The sequence below is a fragment of the Bradyrhizobium macuxiense genome (genome assembly GCF_007993935.1).
GTDB lineage: Bacteria > Pseudomonadota > Alphaproteobacteria > Rhizobiales > Xanthobacteraceae > Bradyrhizobium > Bradyrhizobium macuxiense_A.
Window position 1 is genome coordinate 285,870 of sequence record NZ_VITY01000004.1, and the last position, 25,298, is coordinate 311,167.

Genomic DNA, 25,298 nt, shown 5'->3' on the forward strand with positions numbered 1-25,298 from the left:
TACGCTTAATGTCGTAGCGGGCCCGCGCAGCGATCGACGGCATCCAGGAACCAGCGCAGCGCCGGATCCTGCGCGGCGCGGCTGGTATGGATCAGGTCGATTGCGAAGGCGGGGATCTCGATCGGCGGCATCACGACGGCAATGTCGGCAAGATGCGTGAAGCGCCTGGCGACGCGCTCGGAGAGCGTGGCGATGAGATCGGTGCCGGCCACGGCGAACGGAACGGCCACCACATGCGCAAGTGTCACGGCCAGGCGCCGCTTCAACCCATGACGCGCCAGCAGCGCGTCGATCACGCTCGGCAGGCCATCGCCGCCGGCCGCCGAGAACAGCGCGTGCGGCAGGATCGCATAGTCCACCAGGCTGAGCGCCTCCGACCGGCTCGCGCGCGCACCGTCGCGGATGCAGACGAAGCGTTCCTCGAACAGCCGGTGCCGGACGCAGCGCGGCGTCTCCGGCAGATGGCCGCCGATCAGCGCATCGAGCTCGCCGCGCTCGAGCTTTGCGAGAGCCGCCGTCGCATCCGTCAGCGGGCGCACGGCAAGGTCGATGCCGGGCGCTTCCATGCGCAGCAAGCGGGTCAGCTCCGGCACCAGGACGAGATCGCCATAGTCGGTCGCAGCGATGGTGATGCGCCGTCGCGCGGTGGCCGGATCGAAGCTCCGATCGGGCGCCAGCGCGCCCCGGATTTGCCGCAGCGCCTCTCCGATCGGGCCCGCCAGCGCCAGCGCTTTCTCGGTCGGCTGCATGCCCGCGCCCGCGCGCAGGAACAATTCGTCCGCAAACAGCGCGCGCAGCCGCCGCAACGCGCTGCTCATCGATGGCTGGGCGAGGCCAATGCGCTCGGCCGCGCGGGTGACGTGGCGCTCCTCCATCAGCGCCTCGAAAGCGACCAGCAGGTTGAGATCGACGGTGGCTAAATTCATCACAACAATAATGGTAATAATAATAATCGATTTCAACAATGATCTGGATCGGCCTAGGGTCGTCGCAGGCACGACGACGAGGCCGGAAGATTTGGGACGACCATTTGCGAGACTGATGCCGCGCGGGCCGACATTGCTGATCATCGGCGTGTTGGCCGGGCTGGCCTTGCCGTCCCTGGCGGACGGCCTGCGCCCGCTGATGGCGGCCGCGATCTTTATGCTGGTGCTCGGCACCTTCCTCCAGGTCGACGGCGCCGCGTTCCGGGGCGCGTTGCGGCGTCCGCTGGTCTGGCTGCTGTTGCCGGCGCTTGCGATGCTGGTGAGTCCGCTTGCGGTCGGTTTCGCGGCGCGCGGCGCCGGATTTGCGCCGGAGCTCGTCGTCGCGCTGGTGCTGTCTGTCTGCGCGCCGCCGTCGAGCGGCACCGCAGCGGTCGCGCGCATGCTCGGCTTCGATGCCACCGTTCCGCTCGCCGTAACGTTGCTGTCGATGGCGCTGGCCCCGGTCACCGTGCCGCTGATCGCAGCAGGATTTGCCGGCCTTGCGCTCGATCCGCTGGCGCTCGCGGCGCGGCTGGCGCTGCTGGTCGGCGGCGCCGGCGCGCTGGCGTTGCTGCTGCGCCGTCAGGCGGCGGCGCAATTGGTGCAGCATGCGCGTCTCATCGACGCCCTCGTGCTTGCTTCGCTGCTGCTGTTCGCGATTGCCACCATGGCCGGGGTGCGCGCGCAGATCGAGGCGCAGCCGATCGCTGCGGCGACCTGCGTCGGCCTTGCCTTCGCCTGCAATCTCGCCTTGCAAGGGCTGGGCGCACTGCTGACGCCGGGCCCGCTCGCCGAGCGATTGACCACGGGCCTCATTCTCGGCAACCGCAATGTCGGACTGGTCTGGTCGGCGATGGGCGCGGCGGTGTCGCCGATGACGGCGCTGTTCTTTGCGGCGACACAGTTTCCGATCTACATGACGCCGCGCCTGATCGAGATGCTCGTTCGCCGCGCGCGAAAGGAGAATGCCGCACCATGAGCGAGACGATCCTGACCGAACAGCTCGCCGTCCGTTTCGCGCGCATCGCGCTCGGCCATGTCGGCCGCGAATATCCGAACAAGCCGGATCATGTGCTGGCGGGGGCGCAGGACGCGCGCACGCCGCGCGAGCTGCATCCGGTGTTCTTCGGCAGCTACGACTGGCACTCCTGCGTCCATAGTTATTGGATGTTGGCCTGGCTGCTGCGCCGTTATCCGGCCTCCGAAGCGGCGGATGCGATCCGCGCTCTGTTCGACGCGCAGTTCGTTGCGGAGAAGATCGCGGCCGAGTGCGCTTATCTGGCGGCCCCGACCGCGCGCGGCTTCAAGCGGCCTTACGGCTGGGGCTGGCTGTTGAAGCTCGCGGCGGAGCTCGCGCTGCTCGACGACGTCGGCTGGCGCGAGCAAATCGCACCGCTTGCCGCAATCTTCGCGCAGCGCTTTCGTGATTTCCTGCCGCTCGCCACCTATCCGGTGCGGGTCGGCACCCATTTCAACACCGCGTTCGGGCTCCGCATGGCCGCCGACTACGCCGCGGCGACGCGGGACGATGCGCTCAGTGCGCTGCTGCGCGAGACGGCACTGCGCTGGTACGGAGCCGATCAGGATTGTCCCGCCTGGGGCGAGCCGAGCGGCGACGATTTCCAGTCGTCCGCGTTGATCGAAGCCGAGTGCATGCGCCGGCTGCTGTCGCCTCGCGACTTCCCGCCCTGGTTCGATCGCTTCCTGCCGCACCTCGCGCAACGCGAACCCGCAACCTTGTTCCGGCCCGCGACGGTGACCGATCGCAGCGACGGCAAGCTTGCGCATCTCGATGGGCTCAATCTCAGCCGGGCGTGGTGCTGGCGTGCGCTGGCGGGCGCGTTGCCGGAGGGCGATGCGCGGCGTCCGATCCTGCTGGATGCGGCACAACGTCATCTCGACGCCGGCCTGCCGCATATCGCCGGCGACTATATGGGCGAGCACTGGCTGGCGAGTTTTGCGGTGCTCGCCATCGATACGGATAGCTGAGGATGAAGCCGCTTACGCGACGCTTTCGAGGTAGGCTTCTTCCGCGGCCTGGATCGCGTCGGGGGTTCCGACATGCATCCAGACGCCGTCGAGGCGCAGGCCGAACAGCCGCTCCTGCTCGTTGGCGCGATCGAACATCTTGGTCAGCGAGAACTCGCCGGTCGGCGCGTCCGCGAACAACGCGGGCGACATGATCGCGGCGCCGGCATAGACGAACGGCACCACCTGGTTTTCCCGCCGCTTGCGCAGCGCGCCGTCCGGCAGCATCGAGTAGTCGCCGCGGCCGCTATAGCCGATGCTCGAGGCGGTCGGTGCCATCAGCAGCAGGATATCCATCCGCGCGGGATCGAAGGTCTCGGCCAGCCGCGCCAGATTGGAGCGCACGCCGTCGATCCACATCGTATCGGCATTGAGATGGAAGAACGGCGCATCGCCGAGCAGCGGCAGCGCCTTCACCACTGCGCCGCCGGTGCCGAGCACCTGGTCGCGCTCGTCGGAGATGATCACATGCGGGCGGCTGCGGGGCTTGACGTGCTCGATGATCTGGTCGGGCAAATAATGCACGTTGACGACAGCTTCGCTGACGCCGGCGCCGGCGAGCTTGTCGAGCACATGGTCGAGCAGCGGCTGGCCGGCGACGCTGACCAGCGGCTTCGGCATTGTGTTGGTCAGAGGGCGCATGCGCACGCCGAGGCCCGCAGCGAGCACCATGGCTTTATGGGGAGTGACGGGCATTTTCCGGATATTCTCGGTCATCATCTCTCATGCGCCGATCATATCACGGCGATTCGGCAAGCACATCAATCAGACGCCATAGTCATGAGACATGACGGCCGTAAGACGGCAATAACGACGACCCTTTGTTGGAGCATGATCTTGCCGGAAAACCGTCTCCACTCTTCCGGATCATGCTCTAGACGTCGGCTTGCGCACCGCGTCTGGCAGTTTTCTTCTTCTTGTCGCCTTGTTTGAGGAAGTTGACGCCAATCTGGTCGCCATTGACCCATGCCAGCTCGCAGCGGCGATAGGCCAATCCTGTGGACGACAGCAGCAGAAAAAACTCCTTCAGGGCCAAGCCCTCGACCGAACCCTCGACGGTCAGCTTGGCGCCCGTCTCGGACACGTCTTCCATGGTGCAGTCGCGCCGCCAGGTGCCGTCGATGCCCATCATGTGCGCGGCTATGCCGCGCTCAAACGTGACACGATCGCCCCTGCGTCGTTCCGTCCCCATCGTGTGGTCCCGCTCCCGATCCGGCCGCGCCATGGATGAGGTGCGGACTCTGCGAGCTTAGGGGACCCAAGACTAATAAAGGGCTAATAACCCGTAAACTAAGGTACCGGGGGAGGGACGTTGGCCGTGTACCAGATGCGGAAGGTCGTCAGCGCCGGATGGGCGAGCGAGCGTTCGAGATAGGTCCAGATCCGCGGCTGGTGCTTGAGATATTGCGGCTTGCCGTCGCGGCGGTTGAGCCGTGCGAAGGTGCCGAGCAGGCGGGTGTTGCGCTGCGCCGACATGATCGCATAGAGCTCGGCGAAGCCGGCCGGATCGAAGCTCGCGTCGGTGGCGCGCCGCGCCTTGATGTAGCGGGTCAACAGCGACAGTTCGAGCTGCTCAGGCACGTCGATTCGCGCGTCCTGCAACAGCGACACCACGTCGTAGGCCGCAGGCCCGAGCAGCGCGTCCTGGAAGTCGATGATGCCGACGCGCAGGATGCCGGTGCGCTCGGCAAGCCAGATGATGTTCGGCGAATGGAAGTCGCGGATCACCCAGGTCTGCGGCGCCGCGGCGGGCTTTTCCAAGAGGCCGCGCCACATCCCGAGGAATTCGGTGCGCAGCTCCTCGCTCGGTTGCACGCCGCGCTCGGGCAGGTACCATTCCAGCATCAGCCCGATCTCGATCAGCCAGGCGTCGATATCGAACACCGGGATGTCGTAGTTCTCGTCTGCCGTCAGCGGCAGCGTGTCGGGCAGTGACTCGCGATGCAGCGCCGCCAGCATGTCGACGGCGGCCTCGTAGCGCTCGGCGGTCGGCTGCGGCGGATCGCCCTCGATGATGCCTTCGGCGCCGAGATCCTCGGTGATGAGGAAGCCGGATTCGAGATCGATGTGCCGGATCGCCGGTGCGGAGAAGCCATGTTTGCGCAGGCCGTTGCCGATCGCGACGAAGGGCCTGACATCCTCGGCGAGATGCACCGCGGCGCTGTAGGAGCTGCCGTTGTAGATCGCCGGGCCGTCGGGACGGCGCGGCGAGTTCATCAGGATGACGCTGCCGTCGTCGTTGCGCAGCCGTGCATAGGAGCGCGTCGAGGCATCGCCCGGCATGCGCTCGCGCCGCGCGTTGAGGAAGCCTGCGCGATCGAGGAACTGGCGCAGCTCGTTGAGCCGCGCGACCTTCGCGGCGCCTTTGCCGTAGCCGGTGATCTCGGCGGCCCGCGCCGCCGATCCAAGCGCCGGGCGGTGGCTGAAGGCGATATCGATGCGGTCAGCGGGCATCGCGCCGGGCGCGCGTTCCGGCCACTCGATCAGCGCCACGATGTCGTCGGGCAGCGGCGACAGCCCGATCTCCTCGAGCTCGCTGGCATCGTTGATGCGGTAGAGATCGGCATGAACGAGCGGGAACGGCGGCAGCTCATAGGTCTGCGCCAGCGTAAAGGTCGGGCTCGGCACTTCCAGCGTGTCGTCGGCGGCGAGGTAGCGGATCAGGGCGCGGGCGGCCGCGGTCTTGCCGGCGCCGAGGTCGCCCGAGAGCGTGACGACGTCGCCGGCGCCGATCAAGAGCGCAAGGTCGGCCATCAGCTCTGACGTCGCGGTTTCGTTCGCGAGCGCCACCGAGAATGTCGAGGTCGCCGTCATTCAGCAGCGTTGCGGTGTGCGGTCTGGTCGATCGGGAAGTCGCAGGTCACGGTCGTGCCGCGGCCGACGGTCGAATCGACGCGCACCCGGCCACCATGCAGTTCGACGAAGGAGCGCACCAGCGAGAGGCCGAGCCCCGCGCCGCGATGCCGCGAGCCGTGCGAATGGCTCTCGAACCAGTTGAACACCTTGTCGCGCATCTCGGCCGGAATGCCGGGACCGGCGTCGGTCACCGCAAACACCACGCTGTGCTCGGTGCGGTGCGCGCTGATCGTGACGGTGGCGTCATGCGGCGAGAAGCCGACGGCGTTGGCGAGCAGATTGTAGAGCACCTGCACCACGCGCCGCTCGTCGCCGACGAAGGCGCCGATGTTGGGCTCGATATCGACCTTGAGCGTGATGCGGTCGGTCGCGAGGCGGTCCTGGATGCCTTCGGCGGCGGCCTCGATCGCCTGGCCGATATTGACCGGGCCGAGCTCGAGCTTCATCGCGCCGGCGTCGATGGTGGCGAGATCGAGGATGTTGTTGGTCAGCGCCAGCAGCGCGTTGGTCGATTTGGTGACGTAGTCGAGATACTCGGCCTGTTTCGGCGTCAGCGGTCCGGTCGAGGGATCGCTGAGGAAATGCGCGAAGCCGATGATGGTGGTGAGCGGCGCGCGCAGCTCGTAGGAGACGTGGTGGACGAAGTCCACCTTCATCTGGTCGGCGGTTTCCAGCGCCTCGTTGCGCTCGCGCAGCGCCCGCTCGACATTCTCGGTGTCGGTGATGTCCTGGAAGGCCAGCAGGGTCTTGCCGTCGGGCAACGGGATGGTCATGCAGTTCAGCACGCTGCCGTCCTTGCGCTCCAGCTTGAGCGCGACCTGGGCGCGGTTCTCGATCGCGGTGATCGATTCGCGCAGCGTGCGCCAGGTCAGCGCGTCGTCGAACAGCGGCCGGCACAGCGCTTCCACCTGCTCGATGTGCGGTTCGCCCTGCAGCGCGTCGGCCGGCAGCTTCCACATCTTGGCGAAGGGCGGGTTGAACAGCTCGGCGCGGCCGTTGCTGCCGAACACCGTGACCGCTTCGCCGAGATTGTCGAGGGTCTCGCGCTGCACCCGGGTCAGGCGGTCGTAGCGGCGCGCGAGATCGAGGCTCTCGGTGACGTTGTCGAACAGATAGGTGACGCCGCCCTCGAGGTTCGGCGTGGTGACGACGCTGATGGCGCGGCCGTCGGGCAGGAACCAGGTGTAGGTCTCGGATTCGACCGCGCGATAGGCTTCGTGCAGCTTGGCCTTCCAGGCGCGAAAATCAGGCTGCTCGGGCAGCTTGCGGTTGGCGCGCAGCCGGTCCAGCACACTTGAATCGTCGGGATTGCTGTCGAGGAAGGCCTGGTCGAGGCCCCACAGCCGCCGATAGGACTCGTTGTAGAAGGTGAGCCGCCGGTCGGCATCGAACACGGCGACGCCCGAGGACAATTGGTCGAGGGTGCGGCGGTGCGCTTCGACCATCCGCGCGATCGCCGCGCGCAGCGCTGCGGCCTCGCTGGCGTCGATCGCAATCCCGGCGCTGCCGCCGGAGAGCTTCAGCGCCTGCACGTCGTAGATCCGCCGCTCGCCGCTGACGACGATCGGCAGCCGCGCGGCATAGCTCGCATTGTCATTGAGCGCGCGGGTCAATTCGCCGCGCTGGTCGCTTTCGAGCAGTTCGAGATTGCGCTGCAGCGCGTCCGACACGCTTTTGCCCTCGGTGGCGCGGACATAGGCGGCGTTGGCATAGCGCAGATTGCCCTCGAGGCTCTTGGCCCAGATCGGCCAGGGGGCTGCGGCGGCGAAATCGCGCAGCAGCTCGGTCTCCTCCTGCAGCGTCTTGTAGCGCAGGTTGGATTCGGCGAGTTCGCGGCGCAGCCCGCCGAGCTCGCGGATCCGCACGATGGCCTGGCCGCCGATGGCGCGGCCCATCGCCTCGATGGCGCGGCCGGCCGAGGTCGAGATGTTGAGCAGGAATGCCTCGCCCTTCTCGCGCAACGCGTCGACCGCGTGGTCCATCTGCAGCGCCGGCTCGGGCGGCAGCCAGGTTCCGAAGGCGAGGATGCGTTGCGGCGAGCCCTCCTGCGACATCACCAGCGAGATGTCACCCGAGATCTGCGGCCGGTTGTCGCCGGCGGCCCAGGAGATCAGCACCTGCGGCTCGACGAACAGCAGCGCGCGCAGCCGGTCCGACTGCGCCTGCAGATCCGTGATCTCGGATTGCAGCTGCTCCTCGTTGCGGGTCGCGCGCAGGCGGGTGCGCATCAACAGGATCGCGGCGACGGCGGAGAAGCCGACCAGCGCGAACGACGTCGCGAGAACCGCAACTTCCTGGTGATTGAAGCCGAAATGATCCGACATCGCCTGGGCGACCAGGCTCTCGGCGGCAAACGAATTGCGGGCCGGCAGCAATGCTGACATGGCGAGCCCAATCATGCCGTCGCGCGCCAGTGAGGTGCATGACAGCAGGGTTCGACGCATTGCCGCGACTACGCCCGACATATGTTGCCCCAGAACGCACAAACCTTAGGGCATGATCCGGAAAAGAGGAGACCGGTGTTCCCTTACGGCAAACGTACGACGCTTGTCCGGGGATCATGCCCAAGCAGGACCCGACAGCCCGACGAAGACCCCCCGTCGCGCTCGAATCAATCCAGAATAATCCCAACGGGACTCGGCGAGTAAGAGTCCAGACCGTGAACGCAGAATCCGCTGTGAAAAAATGCCGCCGGTGGTGTGGATTTTACGCGAATTGACTCCGTAATCGTGCGGAGAGCGCGCGCGAAGCGTGATCCCCTAGAGGCGGTCCGCACACTTCGCGCTAGCGGCCGGTCGAGCCGAAGCCGCCGCCGCCGCGCTCGGTTGACGACAGCACGTCGACCGGAACCAGCTCGGCCCGTGTGACCGGCGCGATCACCATCTGCGCGATGCGCTCGCCGCGCCGGATCGAGAACACCTCCCGGCCGTGATTGATCAGCAGCACGTTGATCTCGCCGCGATAGTCGGCGTCGATTGTGCCGGGCGAGTTCAGCACCGTGACACCGTATTTGGCGGCAAGGCCGGACCGCGGCCGGACCTGCGCCTCATAGCCCGGCGGCAACGCGATCGTCAGTCCGGTCGGAACCATCTCGTAGCGGCCCGGCAGCAGCAGCAGCGGCGCCGACCGCGGCACCGCGGCCAACAGGTCCAGCCCGGCTGCATCAGCGGTCTGGTAGATCGGCAGCAGGAGATCTGCGCCGTGCGGCAATTGATGGACTTCGACCTTGATGGTGGCGCTCACGATCCGGTTCCTACTTCTCGTGCGATCCGCGACACCAGCGCGGTCGCGACTTCTTCCTTGGTCATGACCGGCCAGGAGTCGACGGTGACGTCCTTGCCCTCGCGCGAGAGCAGGTGAACGGTATTGCGGTCGCCGCCCATCACGCCGGTCGCCGGCGAGACGTCGTTGGCGACGATCCAGTCGCAGCCCTTGCGCGCGAACTTCGCCTTGGCGTTCTCGATCAAATGCTCGGTCTCGGCGGCAAACCCGATCACCAGCGGCGGCCGTTTCTCCTTGAGCTTGGAGATCGTCGCGAGGATGTCGGGGTTCTCGACCAGTTGCAGCGGCGGCATGCCGGCCGCGGTCTTTTTCAGCTTCTGGCTGCCTTCGCTGGCGACCCGCCAGTCGGCGACCGCGGCGGCAAAGATCGCAACGTCGACCGGCAGCGCCGCTTCGACCCGGTGCAGCATGTCGCGCGCGGATTCGACGCGCATCACGGAAATGCCCTGGGGATCGTCGAGCTCGACCGGGCCGGTCACCAGCACCACCTCGGCGCCGGCGGCGCGCGCGGCGGCGGCAATGGCAAAGCCCTGCTTGCCGGACGAGCGGTTGGCGATGTAGCGGACCGGGTCGATCGCCTCATGGGTCGGCCCGGCGGTGATCAGCACGCGCTTGCCGGCGAGCGGGCAGGGCTGCGGCGGCCGCAGCATGCGGTCGGCGGCAGCGGCGATCTCGGTTGGCTCCGCCATCCGCCCGACCCCGGCCTCGCCGGCTTCCGCCATCTCGCCGGCATTGGGGCCGACGGTGTGGACGCCGTCACGGCGGAGCTGCAGCAAATTGCGGCGGGTGGCCGGGTTGTTCCACATCAGCGGGTTCATCGCCGGCGCCAGCAGGATCGGCCGGTTGGCCGCCAGCAGCGTGGCGGTGGCGAGATCGTCGGCGTGTCCCTGCGCCATCTTGGCCATCAGGTCGGCGGTGGCGGGCGCCACCACGATCAGGTCGCAGTCCCGCGCCAGGCGGATATGGCCGGCGTCGAATTCGCTCTCGGCGTCGAACAGGTCGGTGTAGACCCGCTCATGCGACAGCGCGCTGGCGGCGAGCGGGGTGACGAATTGCTGGGCCGCCCTGGTCAGCACGCAGCGGACCTGGATGCGCCGCTCCTTGAGCCGCCGGATCAGATCCAGCGCCTTGTAGGCGGCGATGCCGCCGCCGATGATCAGGGTCACCTTGGGCTCGCCGGCCGCGCTGGCGGTCCGTGGGGCCGGGGCTGCAACGGTCAGGGAACCGGCGCCAAGTGCCTCCGTGGGCTCCGTACCGCCGTCTGCGAGCTCCCGGAGGATGACCCGGACCTCCTCCTCGACCGAGCGCCCGTTCTTGGCGGAGCGAAGCCGCAGATAGGCCTTCAGCGTGTCGTCGAGTTTGCGGATGGTCAGGCTGGCCATGGCGTGCCCCAGGCATCATGCTCAAACAGTGATAGCGATGCTATCACATCATGCATGCATTGCAATCAATGGGCCCGGATGGCGAAGTAGATTGCGATCGAGGCGATGGCAATGACCCAGAGGCCGACGGTCTGCACCCGCGCCTTGCGGGCCTCGGCGCGGGCCATTTCATCGATCGAGTCCGACGACAGCATGTGGCCCTCCCGCGTCATGGTCTCGAGCTGCTCGAGCACCGTCACGGCGCGGCTGGCGATCGACGGCAAATTGGCGAGGACGCGGCCGAGCTCGCCGGCGCCCGAAATCGCGCCCTGGATGCGCCCGGCGGGGCCGAGATTGTGCGTGATCCATTCGCGCACCACGGGGTCGGCGATCTTCCAGATGTCGAGCTTGGGGTCGAAGCCGCGCGCCACGCCTTCGACCACCACCATGGTCTTCTGCAGCAGGATCAGTTCGGGCCGCGTCTGCATGTCGAACAGGCCGGTGACCTCGAGCAGAAGCGTCAGCAGCTTCGCCATCGAGATTTCCTCGGCGGTGCGATTGTGGATCGGCTCACCGATGGCGCGGATCGCCTGCGCGAAATTCTCCACCGAATGGTGGCCCGGCACATAGCCGGCCTCGAAATGCACCTCGGCGACGCGGCGATAGTCGCGGGTGATGAAGCCGAGCAGGATCTCGGCGAGGAAGCGACGCTCCTTCAGCCCGAGCCGTCCCATGATGCCAAAGTCCACGGCAACGAGCCGGCCGGCCTCGTCGAGGAACAGATTGCCCGGATGCATGTCGGCATGGAAGAAGCCGTCGCGCAGCGCGTGGCGCAGGAAGCTCTGGATCACCTTGCGGCCGAGATCGGGCAGGTCGACCTTGGCTTGCGCGAGGCGCGCGTGATCGTTCAGCGCGATGCCGTCGATCCACTCCATCGTCAGCACGCTGTGCGCGGTGCGATCCCAATCCACCGTAGGCACGCGGAAATCCGGATCGTCGCGCGTGTTCTCGGCCATCTCGGACAGCGCGGCCGCCTCGAGCCGCAGGTCCATCTCCATCGCGACCGAGCGCGACATCGTGTTGATGACTTCGATCAGCCGCAGCCGCCGCGCCTCGGCGGAATGCGCCTCGGCCTTGTGCGCGACGAAGAAGAAATCGCTGAGGTCGCGGCGGAAGCGCGCGGCGACATTGGGTCGGAGCACCTTGACCGCAACCTGCTGCCGCACGCCGTCGCGCTCGACCTCGCCGCGATGCACCTGAGCAATCGAGGCCGCGGCAACTGCAGGCCCGAGATGCACAAAGGCCTGCGCCAGCGGCCGTTCCAGCGATTGCGTGACGACGGCTTCGGCCTCTTCCTGCGCGAACGGCGGCAGCCGGTCCTGCAGGCTTTCGAGATCGCGCGCCATCGCAACGCCGACCACGTCGGGCCGCGTGGCGAGGAATTGGCCGAGCTTGAGATAGGCCGGCCCGAGCCGGGTCAGCGCGCGGGACAGCCGTGGACCGGACTTGCCGTCGCGGCGCTCGATCAGCCGCGCCATTTTCAGCGCGAGCTGGCCGGGCGGCGGCACCAGCGCAGGATCGACGACGCCGAACACGCCCTCGCGCGCAAACACGAAACCGGCGCGGGCAAGGCGCGTAATGTGGGACAGTGCAGAGATCACAAACGCCAGCCCGAATGCAGCGCCACGATGCCGCCGGAGAGGCTCTGCCACTTCACGCGGGCAAAACCGGCGGCGGTGATCATCTCGGCGAACGCGCTCGGCCGCGGGAATTTGCGGATCGACTCGACGAGATATTGATAGGACTCGGCGTCGCCGGTGACGGCGCGGCCGAGCGGCGGGATCACCTTGAAGGAAAACAGGTCGTAGATCCTGTCGAGGCCGGGCACGTCGACGGTGGAGAATTCCAGGCACAGGAAGCGGCTGCCCGGCTTGAGCATCCGATAGGCCTCGCGCAGCGCCAGCTCGATCTGCGGCACGTTGCGGATGCCGAACGCGATGGTGTAGGCGTCGAACGAACGGTCGGCGAAGCCCAGCGCCTCGGCATTGCCCTCGACGAACGAGACGCGGTCATCGAGGTGCTGCCTGGTGGCGCGCTCGCGGCCGACCGCGAGCATGTCGGTATTGATGTCGCAGACGGTGGCGTGGAAGCCGGTGCCCGCGGTCTTGGCGGCGCGGAACGAGATGTCGCCGGTGCCGCCGGCAACGTCGAGCAGCGCGAACGGCCGGTCGCCCTTCGGCGGATCGAGCGTCGTGATCATGACGTCCTTCCAGGCCCGGTGCAGGCCGCCCGACATCAGATCGTTCATCAAGTCGTAGCGCTGTGCCACGCTGTGAAACACGTCGTTCACCAGCGTCTGTTTCTCGCCCAGGGGCACGTCCCTGAAGCCGAAATGGGTGGTTTGATCCGGCCGATCCATCACTCAGAACTCTTACCTTTTTGGTCGCGTTTTCTTCACGCGAACCGGGGCCCGCTTCGCTCGAAAACGCTCCAGCCAAACCATAGCGCGGCGGCCGCAATGGCGCTATCACGTCACTTCCAAAAGGTGAATGCCTGCCATGCCGGAATTACCCGAAGTCGAGACCGTCCGCCGCGGCCTGCAACCGGCCATGGAAGGCTCCAAAATCCTCAAGGCCGAGGCCCGCCGCAAGGATTTGCGGTTTCCGTTTCAAAAAGACTTTATCGCCCGGCTCGAGGGCCAGACCATCACCGGGCTCGGCCGACGTGCCAAATATTTGATGGCGGATTTGAACTCCGGCGACGTGCTGCTGATGCATCTGGGCATGTCGGGCTCGTTCCGGGTGCTGAAGGGCGAAGGCGGGGCGACGCCGGGACAATTCCACCATCCGCGCAGCGACGATCGCGCGCATGATCACGTCGTGTTCCACATGTCGTCGGGCGCGGCGGTTGTATTCAACGATCCCAGGCGCTTCGGCTACATGAAGATCATCGCCCGCAACGCAATCGAGGATGAGCCATTGCTGAAGGGGCTCGGGCCCGAGCCGCTCGGCAACGAGTTCGACGCGGCGATGCTGGCGCGCTCCTGTCACAACAAGAAGACCAGCCTGAAGGCCGCGCTGCTCGACCAGCGCGTGGTGGCGGGACTTGGCAACATCTATGTCTGCGAGGCGCTGTTTCGCTCGCATCTGTCGCCGCGGCGATTGGCCGCGACGCTTGCGACCAAGAAGGCAGAGCCCACCGACCACGCCAAACGGCTGGTCGACGCGATCCATTCGGTGCTCAACCAGGCGATCAAGGCCGGCGGCTCCTCGATCAGCGACCATCGCTTGACCAACGGCGATCTCGGCTATTTCCAGCATTCGTTCCAGGTCTATGACCGCGAAGGCGAGACATGCCGCACCTCTGGCTGCGAGGGCATCGTCAAGCGCTTCACCCAGAACGGCCGTTCGACGTTCTGGTGCCCGAAATGTCAAAAATAACAACGACGCAAAAATAACAACAAAGGGAGTGCGGATGATGGGCGGCAACTGGCGCGATCGCGCCGCGACAAGTTTTCAGTGCGAGAAGCAGCCGGCGACCAGCAGCCGCGGCATGGTGGTGAGCAATCATCCGCTGGCCTCAGCTGCGGGCGCCGAGATGCTTGCGGCCGGCGGCAATGCGATCGATGCGGCGATCGCCACTCTGTTCACGCTGACCGTGGTCGAGCCGATGATGGTCGGCATCATCGGCGGCGGCATGGCGCATATTCGCCTCGCCGACCGCAGCCATCGCTTCATCGACGGCCAGAGCACGGTGCCGCAGGCGGTGAAGCCGGATACCTACACCTCGAGGCCCGGCTCGGCGCATGACGTGTTCGACACCGTCGGCAACGAGAATCTGAACGGGCCGAAGGCGGTCGCAGTGCCGGGCTCGCTGAAGGCGTGGTGCGAAACCTTGCGCCGCTTCGGCACCATGAGCCTTGCCGACGTGATGCAGCCCGCGATCAAGCATGCCGCGCGCGGCTATGCGGCGACGCCTTACCTGCATGAATGCATCACCGACGGCGCCGAAGAGATGCTGAAGGACAAGCCGATCGCGGCGATCTATCTGCCCAACGGCATCCCGCTGAAGCCGGGCGAGCGCGTGGTGCAGGCGGAATATGCCGAGACGCTGAAATACATCGCCGACCATGGCGACAACGCGCTCTACCAGGGACCGCTCGGCGACATCCTGGTCGACTACATGAAAAAGAACGGCGGCTTCATCGCGCAGCAGGATCTTGCGACCTACAAGACCGTCGAGCGGCAGCCGATCCGCTGTGACTATCGCGGCTGGGAAATCCTCGGGCCCCCGCCGCCGGCAGCGTCAGGCGTGCACATCACAGAGATGCTCAACATTCTCGAAGGTTATGACATCGCGCGCCTCGGCTTCGGCACGACCGAGACGATCCATTATCTCGCCGAGGTGCTGAAGATCGCCTTTGCCGATCGTGAAGCTGCGAGCGGCGATCCCGCCTATATCAACGTGCCGGTGGAGCAGCTGACCTCGAAGGCCTATGCCGAGGAACGCCGCCGCGCGATCGACCCCGACCGCGCGCAGGCGTGGGGCGCCGGCGTCACGCAACTGGAAAGCGCGCACACCACGCACATGACGGCGGCGGATGCGATGGGCAATGTGGTCGCGACCACCCAGACCATCAACAATCTGTTCGGCCCCAAGATCCTGATCCCGGGCCTCGGCACCGTGCCGAACAACTACATGAATCTGTTCGATCCGCGGCCGGGGCACGCGCTGTCGCTGGCCGCCGGCAAGCGCGTCACCACCTCGATGTCGCCGATGATGGCGCTGCGCGACGGCAAGCTGGCTTATGCGCTGGGCTTACCGGGCGGAAAGCGCATCTTCCCGAGCGCGATGCAGGCGCTGATCAACCTCATCGATCACGGTATGGACCTGCAGGAAGCGGTCGAGGCGCCACGGGTCTGGACCGAGGGCAATGCGCTGGAGGTCGAGCAGGCGGTGCCGGAGAGCATCCGCGCCGCGCTGTCAGCGAAGGGCCACAAGGTGCAAGTCGTGCCGACGGTCGCCGGCGGCATGAACGCGATCCAGTTTCACGCCGACGGCACCATGTCCGGCGCAGCCTGCTGGCGCGCCGACGGCACGCCGGTCGGCATTGCCGGTGGCTTGGCGCGGGCGGGGGTGCGGTTTGCGCTGAGGTGACGTCGACTACGCTGTTGGCAGGTTGAGCCGAGCACCATCCTCAACGTCGTCCCGGCGAAGGCCGGGACCCATAACCACAGCCCGCCATTGTTGTGCGCTGCTGAAACGACGAGTCCCGCCTACAACGCCTGCTGCGGCGTATGGGTCCCGGCTTTCGCCGGGACGACGAATGGACAGAACCCGGGCTGCTCTGCCGAACTACTTCCTGACGCAGATCACGCGGACCACGGCTGATTTGGCATCAGCGGATTCGCCCGTCGCGTTGACGCCATGCGCCTTCAGGAAATTGCGCACCGTGTCGGCCGGCACCAGCGCGGCCTGCGCCGGTGGTGCCGCGTTTGCGGGACCTGCAACGATGACGGGCTTCAGCAATGCGATGCCGGCAAACTTGCCGCCGCCGTCGAGCGCCGCTGCGCCCGAGAACCCGAGCGCGGGCGGTGGTGACAGTGCCTGATCGCCGCCGCCGAGCTGCGCCACCGAGGCCTTGACGCTGCTTGCGGCCGCGCCGCCGCCCTGGTTCTGCGGATCGGCGATGCCGGTGACGTCGAGCGCGGTCTGCGTCGCCTGGCCTGCGATATTGAGCGGCTTCAACCCGTGCGCGCCGTAGATGCGCAGCAATGCGAGATCGTGATCCTTGTCGTCGGCGACCCGATCGGCATTGCCGTAGCCCGGGATCGTCAGCGCGATGCAGTCGCTGGTCGCCACGCGGTCAGTTATGATCGCGCCATCGTCGCTGACCACGACGCCGGTGGCATATTCGACGGTCTTGCGCGGCGGCGGGCCGGCCTGCACGCCAGATGGAAATGCGTTGAAGGCGCTCGACATCGCGATCACCACCGGCTCGACGGTGGTCTGCATCGCCTGGTCGTAGAGGATGGTGAGGATGCGGACCTCGTCGCCCTTCAAGGTGCCGCGCAGATAGAACTTCTTCAGCCCCTGCATGCCCGACAGCACGAAGAAGTCCGGCTTCACCACGGTGTAGTCGATGGTGCGGCCGGCCGGCTCCTTCTTCTCCTGCTCGGCAAGCTTCGCGGTGGTCGGGCTCGCCTCCTTGCGCCGGGCCAGCAGCACCTGGACGGTGCCGGTCGGCGAGGTCCATTTGGCGCCGGAGGCGTCGCTGGTGAGCTGCGGCACCAGTTTGGTGGGAATGCCGAGCCGCGCCCCGGTGGCAGGCTCGGTGACGATCCGCCAGCCGACGCTCTCCTGCTTGCGCCGCGCGGTGTCGGCGAGCGCGCCGCGCTCCTGCGGGTTCAGCACGCCGGTCGGCTTGCCGCCGCGGTTCTTCTGGAATTCCTTGATCGCATTGACCATGCGCTCGCTGAGGTCGCCGGTAATGGCGCCGTTATATTCGCCGACCCAGGCGAGGTCGGATTGCAGCGCCAGCCGCTCGGCCTGCGCCATCGCATTGGCGGTATCCTCCGGCTTCTGCAGCGCGGGGCGGATCGGCACGGTCGTCACGGTCTTCGGCTTGGCCCCGGCCGTCGATGGCGGCGTCAACTGAGCATGTGCCGCGCCCATACCTCCAACCGTCACGGCCGCGACCATCAATGTTGCCGAAAGCATCAATCTCATGACAAATCCGGGGAAATGACTGAAACCATTGACGTCGACGCAATTAAGCACATCTGCTTGGTCGGCAACAACCGCGCTCCGGTTCAGGGAACAGCGCGCAGGACATCAAGATGCTGAGTGCCGATGAACTTGAACGCTATGCCCGCCACATCGTGCTGCGCGAGGTGGGCGGTCCCGGGCAGAATGCGCTGAAGCAGGCCTCCGTGCTGGCGATCGGCGCCGGCGGCCTCGGCGCGCCGGCGCTGATGTATCTGGCCGCGGCCGGCGTCGGCCGCCTCGGCGTGATCGATGACGATGTCGTCTCGCTCTCCAATTTGCAGCGCCAGATCATCCATACGACGTCCGACATCGGTAAACGCAAGGTCGACAGCGCGGCGGCGCAAATCCATGCGCTCAATCCGCATGTGGCTTTCGAGGCGCATCCGATGCGGCTCACCGCCGACAATGCGATGGCGCTGATCGGAAATTACGATCTCGTGCTCGACGGCTCCGACAATTTCGAGACCCGCTACCTCGTTGCCGATGCCTGCTTCCTCGCGAAGCGGCCGCTGATCACGGCGGCGCTGGGCCAGTTCGACGGTTCTCTGACCACGATCCGCGCCCATGAGAAGAATGCGGACGGCGTCTTCAACCCGACCTATCGCTGCCTGTTCCCGGAGGCACCCCCGCCGGGTACCGTGCCGGCCTGCGCCGAGGCCGGCGTGATGGGGGCGCTGGCCGGGCTCATGGGATCGATGATGGCGCTCGAAGCGATCCGCGAGATCGTCGGCTTCGGCGAGGGGCTGGTCGGCCGTCTCCTGATGGTGGATGCGCGCGCGATGCGGTTCGAAACCCTGCGCTACGCGCGCGATCCGCAGAACCCGCTTAACGGCGATGCTGCCGTGATCACCGATCTGAGCGGGCATCGGACCTGATTGCCGCCGTTATCGGGTGGCCGGCTTCTCGCTGTCGAGATGCGCCATCTGCTCGGCCGCATAGCGCGTGCCGGCAGCGATATCCGGCGGGAAGGCTTTCGCCAGTGCTGCGAGATGTGCCTGCGTTAGCGTCAGCCTGGTCGCGCCGAGCGCTTCGGTGAGACGGTTGCGGGTGCGGGCGCCGACCAGCGGCACGATCTCCTTGCCCTGTGCCGCCACCCAGACGATCGCGACCTGTGCCGGTGTTGCCCCGATCTCGGCGGCAATGGCGCGCAACTGCTCCGCCAGCGCGAGATTGGCGTCGAGGTTCGCACCCTGGAAGCGCGGCGTCATCAGCCGATAGTCCCTGCCGATCTTGCCAGAATCCTTCGACCAGTGACCGCTGATCAGCCCGCGCGCCAGCACGCCGTAGGCTGTGATGCCGATGCCAAGCTCGCGGCAGGTCGTCAGGATGTCGCGTTCGATGCCACGCTCGATCAGCGAGTATTCGATCTGGAGATCGACGATCGGATGCACGGCATGGGCACGGCGGATGGTGTCGGAGCCGACCTCGGACAGGCCGATATGTTTGATGTAGCCGGACTTCACCAGATCGGCGAGGCCGCCGATCGTCTCCTCGATCGGAACGTTGGGATCAAGACGTGCCGGGCGGTAGATGTCGATGTAGTCGGTGCCGAGACGTTGCAGCGAATAAGCGAGGAAGTTCTTCGTCGCGGCCGGCCGCGTGTCCATTCCGGCGAATTCGCCCGCGGGGCCGCGCAGTGCGCCGAACTTGACGCTGATCTGGAGCCGGTCGCGCGCGACATCCTTCAGGGCTTCGTGCACCAGCATCTCATTGTGGCCCATGGCATAGAAGTCGCCGGTATCCAGCAGCGTGATGCCGGCATCGAGCGCCGCATGCACCGTGGCGATGCTCTCGCCGCGATCGGCTGGGCCATAGACCTCAGACATGCCCATGCAGCCGAGGCCGATCTGCGAGACGGTGGGGCCGGTGAAACCGAGTTTGCGTGTATCCATGGTGGTGTTCCCTGCGTGTCGCGGCGTGCGATCACGCCGCCAAAATCGCGAGGCTGATATGGGCCGACCCGGGTTTCGGGATAAGCTGGACAATCCGGAATAGCTTGTTCACTATATCGAACAATGCAGGATTTCGACCTTCGCGACCTCGACGCCTTCGTGGCGGTGGCGCGCACCCGCAACTTCCGGCGTGCCGCGCTCGAGCAGCGCGTCTCGGTGTCCAGCCTCAGCCAGCGGCTGCGCGACATGGAGGAGCGGCTCGGCGTCCGCCTGATGAACCGCACCACACGAAGCGTATCGCTGACCGAGGCCGGCGAGCTGCTGCTCGCCCGCGTCGCGCCGGCCATGGTCAATGTCGCGGATGCGATCACCGAGGTGCGCGGCCTGCGCGCCGAACCGTCCGGGCGCCTGCGCATCAACGCGCCGCCGCCCGCGGTCGATCTGGTGCTGGCGCCGATGATCGCGCCGTTCCTCGCCAGATATCCGCAGGTCGATCTCGACCTCGTGGCCGAGAGTGCGTTCGTGGACATCGTCGCGCAGGGATTTGATGCCGGGGTGCGCTACGGCGAGCATCTGGCGCAGGACATGGTGGCAGTCCCGCTCGGCGCGCCGCAGCGCTACGCGGTCGTGGCGTCGAGCGACTATGTCGCGAAGCATGGCCGGCCGATGCATCCGAAGGATCTGCTGGCGCATGCCTGCATCCGCAGCCGCTTCAGCAACGGTGTGATGTTCGATTGGGAGTTCGAGAAGAACGGCCGCGTGGTGAAGATTTCGCCGCCGGCCAAGCTGACCGCGACCCATCTCGGCCTCGCGCTGCGCGCGGTCCATGACGGCGTCGGCTATTGGGCGACGTTCGAGGGCTATATCCGCTACGGCGTCAAATCCGGCGCGCTGGTCAGCGTGCTCGATGACTGGTGCCTGCCGTTCGACGGACCGTTCCTCTATTATCCCAGCCGTCGCCAGCCGCCACCGGCGCTCGCCGCCTTCGTGTCGTTCGTCGCCGACTGGCGCAAGCAGGCGCGGCGGAAGAAATAGGTCGAGCTGTCACCACCTCGTCGTCCCGGCGAAAGCCGGGACCTATAACCACAGCTCTTGCAACGACGAAAGCTGGAGCCGCAGCTCAGTCCAACCATGAACATCGGTGGTTATGGGTCCCGGCCTTCGCCGGGACGACACCGAATGTGTGTTTGCAGCACGTGCCGGCCGGCGCCGGCTCCTTTGCATGGGGTTGTTTTCGATATTTTGGCAGTAGCCGAATGACTGGCGCAAGCAGCAGCCGCGGCGGAAGAAATCGGGCGAGACAAACCCCCATCGTCGTCCCGGCGAAAGCCGGGAACCATAACCACAGCCCGCGCAGTGACGGAGGCTGGGGCCCCAGCTCGGTACAACCATGAACATCGGTGGCTATGGGTCCCTCCCGTGCGCAATTGCGCACTAGGCAGGGACGACACCGGATGTGTGTTTACAGCATGCTCGGCAGCACGCGATCCGGCGGCTTGTGGGCGTCGAGGAAGGTCCGGATGTTGATGATCACCTTCTCGCCCATCTCGACGCGGCCTTCGATGGTGGCCGAGCCCATGTGGGGCAGCAGCGTCACCTTGCCGGCCCTGGCGAGCCGCACCAGCTTCGGGTTGACCGCGGGCTCGTGCTCATAGACGTCGAGCGCCGCGCCGCCGATATCGCCGGCTTCGATCAGCTTGATCAGCGTGTCCTCGTCGATCACCTCGCCGCGCGCGGTGTTGACGACATAGGCCTCCTTGCGGATCAGCTTGAGCCGCCGCGCCGAGAGCAGGTGATAGGTCGCCGGCGTGTGCGGGCAGTTCACCGAGATGATGTCCATCCGCGCCAGCATCTGGTCGAGGCTTTCCCAATAGGTCGCCCCGAGCTCTTCGGCGATCATGGGCGCCACCGGGCGGCGGTTGTGATAGTGGATCTGCAGGCCGAAGGCCCGGGCGCGACGCGCTACCGCCTGGCCGATCCGGCCCATGCCGACGATGCCGAGCCTTTTTCCCCCGATGCGGTGGCCGAGCATCCAGGTCGGCGACCAGCCGGCCCAGTGCTGCTTGCCTTCGGTCAGGATCGAGGCGCCTTCGATCAGCCGGCGCGGCACCGCGAGGATCAGCGCCATGGTCATGTCGGCGGTGTCCTCGGTCAGCACCTTTGGGGTGTTGGTCACCGTGATGCCGCGGGCATGCGCCGCGGCGACGTCGATATTGTCGACGCCGTTGCCGAAATTGGCGATCATCTTCAGCTTGCAGTCGGGCTGGTTGATCACATCCTCGCGGATCATGTCGGTCACGGTCGGCACCAGCACGTCGGCGGTCTTCACCGCCTCGGCGATCTGTTCCGGCGTCATCGGCGTGTCGTCGAGATTCAGTCTGGCATCGAACAGCTCGCGCATCCGGGTCTCGATCGAGTCCGGCAGCTTGCGGGTGACGACGACGAGAGGCTTTTTCTTCACCGACATGTCCTGCTTTCATGAGGCGCGTGGCTCGCCAAAAACCGAGCCGTTGAGGCCTCATTAACCCGGTTGTTCGACACTGCTGATAGCCGCGCTGTCCCGGCGTTTCCTTCGCGTTTCCTAGGGTTCCCCGATACTTGCCCCGGCTTTCGTCAGGGGAAATTCGGGTGTTCTGGCTCTTTGGCGTTCCGTCCTCTCTAGCAGAAGGCCGGGCCAAGACAAGAACCCCTCGGACCTGCGGTGCGGGAGCGGACAGCGCAGGCGCAGGGGCCTGAGACTTTAGGCGTGGGTTTGGATTTGGGTTTGGGTTGCGGCTCGCCGAATGCGGTTGGGCATCCCGGCAGGAGACGAGTTGATGGTCTGGCGTTTCGGTTCATTGGTGACTCTGGTCGGGAGCATGCTGAGTGCGTCGGTCAGCCCCGGACATTCCGCCAAGGATTTGAGCCCCACCACCAGCGGCCTGCCGATTCCGCGCTATGTCAGCCTGAAATCCGATCATGTGAATGTCCGGGCCGGCCCGACCAAGGACAATGACGTCGCCTGGGTCTACACGCGCTCCGGGCTGCCGGTCGAAATCACCGCCGAGTTCGAGAACTGGCGCCGGGTGCGCGATTCCGAAGGTGCCGAAGGCTGGGTCTATCATTCGCTGCTGTCCGGCCGCCGCACCGCGGTCGTCACGATGAAGAACAAGGACGATCTGGCCTCGCTGTACGATCGTCCCGACGCCACCAGCTCCATCGCGGCGCGCCTGCAGGCCGGCGTGGTCGCACAGGTCAAGAAATGCGCCAACAGCTGGTGCCGGGTCACCGGCAACGGCTTCGACGGCTGGATCGAGCAGCAGCGCCTGTGGGGCGTCTATGCCGACGAGAAGGTGGACTGAGATTTGTTGTCGTCCCGGCCGAGTGCGCAATTGCGCACGGGGGCCGGGACCCATACCGCGTGATTTATCGTTGGCGCGCGGTAGGAGACGCCGTTAGCAGCAACCAAGATTTGTGGTTATGGGTCCCGGCTTTCGCCGGGACGACAAGTTAGCGCTTTTTGCGCAGCCGCACGACCATGTCGACGCGGGAAATCTCGTAGCCTTCCGGCACGTCGGGCATCTTCGACAGCACGAGGTTCGGGTCGGGAATATCGACCAGCTCGTGATTGTGTTCGAGGTAGAAGTGATGATGCGTCGACACGTTGGTGTCGAAATAGGTCTTGGTGCCGTCGACGCTGACCTGGCGCAGCAGGCCGGCGTCCGTCAGCTGGTTGAGCGTGTTGTAGACGGTCGCCAGCGACACCGGAACCTTGGCCAGCGTGGCTTCCTCGTACAGCATTTCAGCGGTCAGGTGGCGGGCACCCTTGCCGAACAGCAGCCAACCCAGCGCCATGCGCTGACGGGTCGGCCGGAGGCCGGCAGACTGCAGCATCTCGTTGACGTCATGCCACGGGCAGCCGGTCAGGGCAGGGTGGTGCCCAGCGCCCCGGGCAGCCGGGTGCACGGCATCATCGTTCACAGCCGGTACTTCCTCGTTCATATCCACTCTATGCACCCAACTCAGGCAATATTCCTCATAAATATAAAAAGGATGGCTATCAGATGCAAGTTTTTCGCAACTAGAACGAATCCAAGCTGCGGTAGAAACCTAAGGCAAGGCGGTCATTTATCATCGGAATGCCGCTTTGCTGGCCAGTTAACCCTATGTTAGAGAGCGCGCGGACCACATATGCGCTTTCGGCAGAGATAACAGGCCGGTCGCGTACCCAGGTAGCGCCAAGATGCGGGACGGGTTATTCCGGTTCCCGTGGGTAGATTAAGGTCCGACCAAGCAAAAGCGCTTCATCGGGACATCAGAGGTGGAAAGAGGATGCTGGATCGGCGCGGCGGTTACGAATACGAGGATTTGCTGGCTTGCGGACGGGGCGAGCTGTTTGGTCCCGGCAACGCCCAGTTGCCGCTGCCGCCGATGCTCATGTTCGATCGCATCAGCGAAATCTCGGAAACCGGCGGCGAGTTCGGCAAGGGGCTGGTGCGCGCCGAGCTCGAAGTGAAGCCGGATCTCTGGTTCTTCGGCTGCCATTTCAAGAACGATCCGGTGATGCCGGGCTGTCTCGGCCTCGATGCCATGTGGCAAATGGTCGGCTTTTACCTTGGCTGGATCGGTGGCGAAGGTCGTGGCCGCGCGCTCGGCCTCGGCGAGCTGAAGTTCTCCGGACAGGTGCTGCCGCACGCGCGCAAGGTTGTGTACAACATCGATATCAAGCGCGTGATGCGGTCAAAGCTCGTGCTTGGAATCGCCGACGGGTGGCTTTCCATGGACGACGAGATTATTTATCGCGCCAAGGACTTGAAGGTCGGATTGTTCAAGCAGGGCACGGCGCCATCTTGAGCAGGATCATCATGCGGCAACATAAAGGCAGGGCGAGGCGAACATGAGGCGGGTTGTCATCACGGGGATGGGTATTGTCTCGTCCATCGGTAACAACACCCAGGAAGTGCTTGCGAGCCTCTACGAGGCGAAGTCGGGCATTTCACGCGCGGAGAAGGCCGCGGAACTCGGCTTTCGCTCCCAGGTGCACGGTGCGCCGACACTCAATCCTGCCGAGGTGATCGATCGCCGCGCCATGCGCTTCCTTGCCGAAGGTGCTGCCTGGAATCACGTCGCCATGGAGCAGGCGATCCGCGACTCCGGCCTCGAGGAGAACGAAGTCTCCAACATCCGCACCGGCATCATCATGGGATCCGGCGGACCGTCGACGCGCACCCTGGTGGAAGCCGCCGACATCGCGCGCGCCAAGGGCCCGAAGCGCGTCGGTCCGTTCGCGGTGCCGAAGGGCATGTCGTCGACCGCATCGGCGACGCTCGCGACCTGGTTCAAGATCAAGGGCGTGAACTACTCGATCTCCTCGGCCTGCGCGACGTCGAACCACTGCATCGGCAATGCCTACGAGACGATCCAGATCGGCAAGCAGGACATCATCTTCGCCGGCGGCTGCGAGGAACTCGACTGGACGCTGTCGGTGCTGTTCGACGCCATGGGCGCGATGTCCTCGAAATACAACGACACGCCGGCCACCGCCTCGCGTCCCTACGATCTCAATCGCGACGGCTTCGTGATTGCCGGCGGCGCGGGTGTCGTGGTGCTCGAAGAGCTCGAGCATGCCAAGGCGCGCGGCGCGCGCATCTACGCCGAGGTCGTCGGCTACGGCGCGACCTCTGACGGATACGACATGGTCGCGCCGTCGGGTGAGGGCGCCGAGCGCTGCATGCGCATGGCGATGTCGACGGTGAATACGCCGGTCGACTACATCAATCCGCACGCCACCTCGACGCCGGCCGGCGATCCGCCGGAGATCGAGGCGATCCGCAAGGTGTTCGGCACCGGCGACAAGTGTCCGCCGATCTCGGCGACCAAGGCGCTGACCGGCCATTCGCTCGGCGCGACCGGCGTGCAGGAAGCGATCTACTCGCTCTTGATGCTGAACAACGGCTTCGTCTGCGAGAGCGCCCATATCACCGAGCTCGATCCGGTGTTCGCCGACATGCCGATCGTGCGCAAGCGGATCGACAACGCCAAGCTGACGACCGTGCTGTCGAACTCGTTCGGCTTCGGCGGCACCAACGCGACGCTGGTGTTCAGGCGGCTTGACGCGTGATTTCGCCTCTCCTCGCTTGCTGAGGGAGGTCCACAGCAAGCGCATG

22 protein-coding genes are annotated in these 25,298 nt (G+C 65.9%); 9 read left to right on the forward strand and 13 right to left on the reverse strand.

The genetic code is table 11. The features are described from left to right. Positions 1 to 5: 5 nt before the first annotated feature. Complete coding sequence (locus FBZ93_RS12615) at positions 6 to 926, reverse strand: LysR family transcriptional regulator (protein ID WP_146986286.1); 921 nt, start codon at positions 924 to 926, stop codon at positions 6 to 8. A gap of 91 nt (positions 927 to 1,017) precedes the next feature. Between FBZ93_RS12615 and FBZ93_RS12620 the strand changes: the two genes are divergently transcribed. Together FBZ93_RS12620 and FBZ93_RS12625 are read left to right on the forward strand one after the other, a co-directional pair. Further along, positions 1,018 to 1,944 carry a hypothetical protein gene (locus FBZ93_RS12620; protein ID WP_246667458.1) on the forward strand — a complete coding sequence of 309 codons (927 nt, stop codon included), beginning with the start codon at positions 1,018 to 1,020 and terminating at the stop codon, positions 1,942 to 1,944. Beyond that, positions 1,941 to 2,954: a DUF2891 domain-containing protein gene (locus tag FBZ93_RS12625; protein WP_146986287.1), complete on the forward strand. Its 1,014-nt coding sequence runs from the start codon at positions 1,941 to 1,943 to the stop codon at positions 2,952 to 2,954. Before FBZ93_RS12620 ends, FBZ93_RS12625 begins: the two co-directional genes overlap by 4 nt. A gap of 12 nt (positions 2,955 to 2,966) precedes the next feature. Here FBZ93_RS12625 and FBZ93_RS12630 read toward each other — a convergent pair whose 3' ends face one another. The 8 genes from FBZ93_RS12630 to ubiE form a co-directional block, all read right to left on the reverse strand. Next, on the reverse strand, positions 2,967 to 3,689 hold the full coding sequence (locus FBZ93_RS12630; RefSeq protein ID WP_146986288.1) for a nucleotidyltransferase family protein: 723 nt from the start codon (positions 3,687 to 3,689) through the stop codon (positions 2,967 to 2,969). Positions 3,690 to 3,867: 178 nt separating this feature from the next. Beyond that, positions 3,868 to 4,185, reverse strand: coding sequence for a PilZ domain-containing protein (locus FBZ93_RS12635; protein ID WP_035653764.1), 318 nt, complete (start codon positions 4,183 to 4,185; stop codon positions 3,868 to 3,870). A gap of 98 nt (positions 4,186 to 4,283) precedes the next feature. After that, positions 4,284 to 5,807 (reverse strand): tRNA (adenosine(37)-N6)-threonylcarbamoyltransferase complex ATPase subunit type 1 TsaE, encoded by a 1,524-nt coding sequence (tsaE, locus tag FBZ93_RS12640; protein ID WP_146986289.1) that lies wholly within the window; start codon positions 5,805 to 5,807, stop codon positions 4,284 to 4,286. Beyond that, entirely contained in the window at positions 5,804 to 8,314 is a 2,511-nt protein-coding gene (locus FBZ93_RS12645; RefSeq protein WP_146986290.1) for a sensor histidine kinase, read from the reverse strand. Before FBZ93_RS12645 ends, tsaE begins: the two co-directional genes overlap by 4 nt. Before the next feature lie 319 nt (positions 8,315 to 8,633). Then, positions 8,634 to 9,092: a dUTP diphosphatase gene (gene dut / locus FBZ93_RS12650; protein WP_146986291.1), complete on the reverse strand. Its 459-nt coding sequence runs from the start codon at positions 9,090 to 9,092 to the stop codon at positions 8,634 to 8,636. Further along, positions 9,089 to 10,513: a bifunctional phosphopantothenoylcysteine decarboxylase/phosphopantothenate--cysteine ligase CoaBC gene (gene coaBC / locus FBZ93_RS12655; RefSeq protein WP_146986292.1), complete on the reverse strand. Its 1,425-nt coding sequence runs from the start codon at positions 10,511 to 10,513 to the stop codon at positions 9,089 to 9,091. The genes dut and coaBC overlap by 4 nt, the downstream gene beginning before the upstream one ends. 65 nt (positions 10,514 to 10,578) lie before the next feature. Further along, positions 10,579 to 12,153, reverse strand: coding sequence for a 2-polyprenylphenol 6-hydroxylase (gene ubiB / locus FBZ93_RS12660; RefSeq protein WP_146986293.1), 1,575 nt, complete (start codon positions 12,151 to 12,153; stop codon positions 10,579 to 10,581). Beyond that, positions 12,150 to 12,911, reverse strand: coding sequence for a bifunctional demethylmenaquinone methyltransferase/2-methoxy-6-polyprenyl-1,4-benzoquinol methylase UbiE (gene ubiE, locus FBZ93_RS12665; protein WP_146986294.1), 762 nt, complete (start codon positions 12,909 to 12,911; stop codon positions 12,150 to 12,152). Before ubiE ends, ubiB begins: the two co-directional genes overlap by 4 nt. 139 nt (positions 12,912 to 13,050) lie before the next feature. Between ubiE and mutM the strand changes: the two genes are divergently transcribed. Continuing rightward, the gene (mutM, locus tag FBZ93_RS12670; protein ID WP_146986295.1) at positions 13,051 to 13,932 is read left to right on the forward strand and encodes a bifunctional DNA-formamidopyrimidine glycosylase/DNA-(apurinic or apyrimidinic site) lyase; all 882 of its coding nucleotides are present in this window, start codon (positions 13,051 to 13,053) and stop codon (positions 13,930 to 13,932) included. A 37-nt stretch (positions 13,933 to 13,969) separates the two neighbouring features. Continuing rightward, the gene (gene ggt, locus FBZ93_RS12675; protein ID WP_146986296.1) at positions 13,970 to 15,649 is read left to right on the forward strand and encodes a gamma-glutamyltransferase; all 1,680 of its coding nucleotides are present in this window, start codon (positions 13,970 to 13,972) and stop codon (positions 15,647 to 15,649) included. A gap of 198 nt (positions 15,650 to 15,847) precedes the next feature. On the opposite strand, the gene FBZ93_RS12680 is transcribed toward ggt, so the two are convergent. Continuing rightward, positions 15,848 to 17,221, reverse strand: coding sequence for a serine protease (locus tag FBZ93_RS12680; RefSeq protein ID WP_146986297.1), 1,374 nt, complete (start codon positions 17,219 to 17,221; stop codon positions 15,848 to 15,850). A gap of 110 nt (positions 17,222 to 17,331) precedes the next feature. Between FBZ93_RS12680 and FBZ93_RS12685 the strand changes: the two genes are divergently transcribed. Further along, the gene (locus tag FBZ93_RS12685) at positions 17,332 to 18,135 is read left to right on the forward strand and encodes a HesA/MoeB/ThiF family protein (protein WP_146986298.1); all 804 of its coding nucleotides are present in this window, start codon (positions 17,332 to 17,334) and stop codon (positions 18,133 to 18,135) included. A gap of 9 nt (positions 18,136 to 18,144) precedes the next feature. On the opposite strand, the gene FBZ93_RS12690 is transcribed toward FBZ93_RS12685, so the two are convergent. Then, positions 18,145 to 19,152, reverse strand: a complete 1,008-nt coding sequence (locus FBZ93_RS12690) for an aldo/keto reductase (protein ID WP_146986299.1) — start codon at positions 19,150 to 19,152, stop codon at positions 18,145 to 18,147. A 123-nt stretch (positions 19,153 to 19,275) separates the two neighbouring features. Here FBZ93_RS12690 and FBZ93_RS12695 point away from each other — a divergent pair, with 123 nt between their 5' ends. Then, the gene (locus tag FBZ93_RS12695; RefSeq protein ID WP_146986300.1) at positions 19,276 to 20,187 is read left to right on the forward strand and encodes a LysR family transcriptional regulator; all 912 of its coding nucleotides are present in this window, start codon (positions 19,276 to 19,278) and stop codon (positions 20,185 to 20,187) included. Positions 20,188 to 20,614: 427 nt separating this feature from the next. On the opposite strand, the gene FBZ93_RS12700 is transcribed toward FBZ93_RS12695, so the two are convergent. After that, complete coding sequence (locus FBZ93_RS12700; RefSeq protein ID WP_050425405.1) at positions 20,615 to 21,619, reverse strand: 2-hydroxyacid dehydrogenase; 1,005 nt, start codon at positions 21,617 to 21,619, stop codon at positions 20,615 to 20,617. Between the two features lie 349 nt (positions 21,620 to 21,968). Here FBZ93_RS12700 and FBZ93_RS12705 point away from each other — a divergent pair, with 349 nt between their 5' ends. Further along, entirely contained in the window at positions 21,969 to 22,493 is a 525-nt protein-coding gene (locus FBZ93_RS12705) for an SH3 domain-containing protein (RefSeq protein WP_433995406.1), read from the forward strand. 148 nt (positions 22,494 to 22,641) lie between these two features. On the opposite strand, the gene irrA is transcribed toward FBZ93_RS12705, so the two are convergent. Beyond that, positions 22,642 to 23,133: an iron response transcriptional regulator IrrA gene (irrA, locus tag FBZ93_RS12710; RefSeq protein WP_026192029.1), complete on the reverse strand. Its 492-nt coding sequence runs from the start codon at positions 23,131 to 23,133 to the stop codon at positions 22,642 to 22,644. A 330-nt stretch (positions 23,134 to 23,463) separates the two neighbouring features. Here irrA and fabA point away from each other — a divergent pair, with 330 nt between their 5' ends. Next, complete coding sequence (fabA, locus tag FBZ93_RS12715; protein ID WP_146986302.1) at positions 23,464 to 23,985, forward strand: 3-hydroxyacyl-[acyl-carrier-protein] dehydratase FabA; 522 nt, start codon at positions 23,464 to 23,466, stop codon at positions 23,983 to 23,985. A 43-nt stretch (positions 23,986 to 24,028) separates the two neighbouring features. Beyond that, complete coding sequence (gene fabB, locus FBZ93_RS12720; protein ID WP_146986303.1) at positions 24,029 to 25,252, forward strand: beta-ketoacyl-ACP synthase I; 1,224 nt, start codon at positions 24,029 to 24,031, stop codon at positions 25,250 to 25,252. Positions 25,253 to 25,298 lie beyond the last annotated feature (46 nt).

Excerpts from the sequence above, each read along its gene's own strand:
- FBZ93_RS12695 (WP_146986300.1), top strand. The coding sequence starts at position 19,276 with ATGCAGGATTTCGACCTTCGCGACCTCGACGCCTTCGTGGCGGTGGCG.
- ggt (WP_146986296.1), top strand. The coding sequence starts at position 13,970 with ATGGGCGGCAACTGGCGCGATCGCGCCGCGACAAGTTTTCAGTGCGAG.
- fabA (WP_146986302.1), top strand. The coding sequence starts at position 23,464 with ATGCTGGATCGGCGCGGCGGTTACGAATACGAGGATTTGCTGGCTTGC.
- FBZ93_RS12685 (WP_146986298.1), top strand. The coding sequence starts at position 17,332 with ATGCTGAGTGCCGATGAACTTGAACGCTATGCCCGCCACATCGTGCTG.
- FBZ93_RS12635 (WP_035653764.1), bottom strand. The coding sequence starts at position 4,185 with ATGGGGACGGAACGACGCAGGGGCGATCGTGTCACGTTTGAGCGCGGC.
- FBZ93_RS12680 (WP_146986297.1), bottom strand. The coding sequence starts at position 17,221 with ATGAGATTGATGCTTTCGGCAACATTGATGGTCGCGGCCGTGACGGTT.
- FBZ93_RS12705 (WP_433995406.1), top strand. The coding sequence starts at position 21,969 with ATGGTCTGGCGTTTCGGTTCATTGGTGACTCTGGTCGGGAGCATGCTG.
- coaBC (WP_146986292.1), bottom strand. The coding sequence starts at position 10,513 with ATGGCCAGCCTGACCATCCGCAAACTCGACGACACGCTGAAGGCCTAT.
- FBZ93_RS12615 (WP_146986286.1), bottom strand. The coding sequence starts at position 926 with ATGAATTTAGCCACCGTCGATCTCAACCTGCTGGTCGCTTTCGAGGCG.
- tsaE (WP_146986289.1), bottom strand. The coding sequence starts at position 5,807 with ATGACGGCGACCTCGACATTCTCGGTGGCGCTCGCGAACGAAACCGCG.
- irrA (WP_026192029.1), bottom strand. The coding sequence starts at position 23,133 with ATGAACGAGGAAGTACCGGCTGTGAACGATGATGCCGTGCACCCGGCT.
- fabB (WP_146986303.1), top strand. The coding sequence starts at position 24,029 with ATGAGGCGGGTTGTCATCACGGGGATGGGTATTGTCTCGTCCATCGGT.
- FBZ93_RS12645 (WP_146986290.1), bottom strand. The coding sequence starts at position 8,314 with ATGTCGGGCGTAGTCGCGGCAATGCGTCGAACCCTGCTGTCATGCACC.
- mutM (WP_146986295.1), top strand. The coding sequence starts at position 13,051 with ATGCCGGAATTACCCGAAGTCGAGACCGTCCGCCGCGGCCTGCAACCG.
- FBZ93_RS12625 (WP_146986287.1), top strand. The coding sequence starts at position 1,941 with ATGAGCGAGACGATCCTGACCGAACAGCTCGCCGTCCGTTTCGCGCGC.
- FBZ93_RS12690 (WP_146986299.1), bottom strand. The coding sequence starts at position 19,152 with ATGGATACACGCAAACTCGGTTTCACCGGCCCCACCGTCTCGCAGATC.
- FBZ93_RS12630 (WP_146986288.1), bottom strand. The coding sequence starts at position 3,689 with ATGCCCGTCACTCCCCATAAAGCCATGGTGCTCGCTGCGGGCCTCGGC.
- ubiE (WP_146986294.1), bottom strand. The coding sequence starts at position 12,911 with ATGGATCGGCCGGATCAAACCACCCATTTCGGCTTCAGGGACGTGCCC.
- FBZ93_RS12700 (WP_050425405.1), bottom strand. The coding sequence starts at position 21,619 with ATGTCGGTGAAGAAAAAGCCTCTCGTCGTCGTCACCCGCAAGCTGCCG.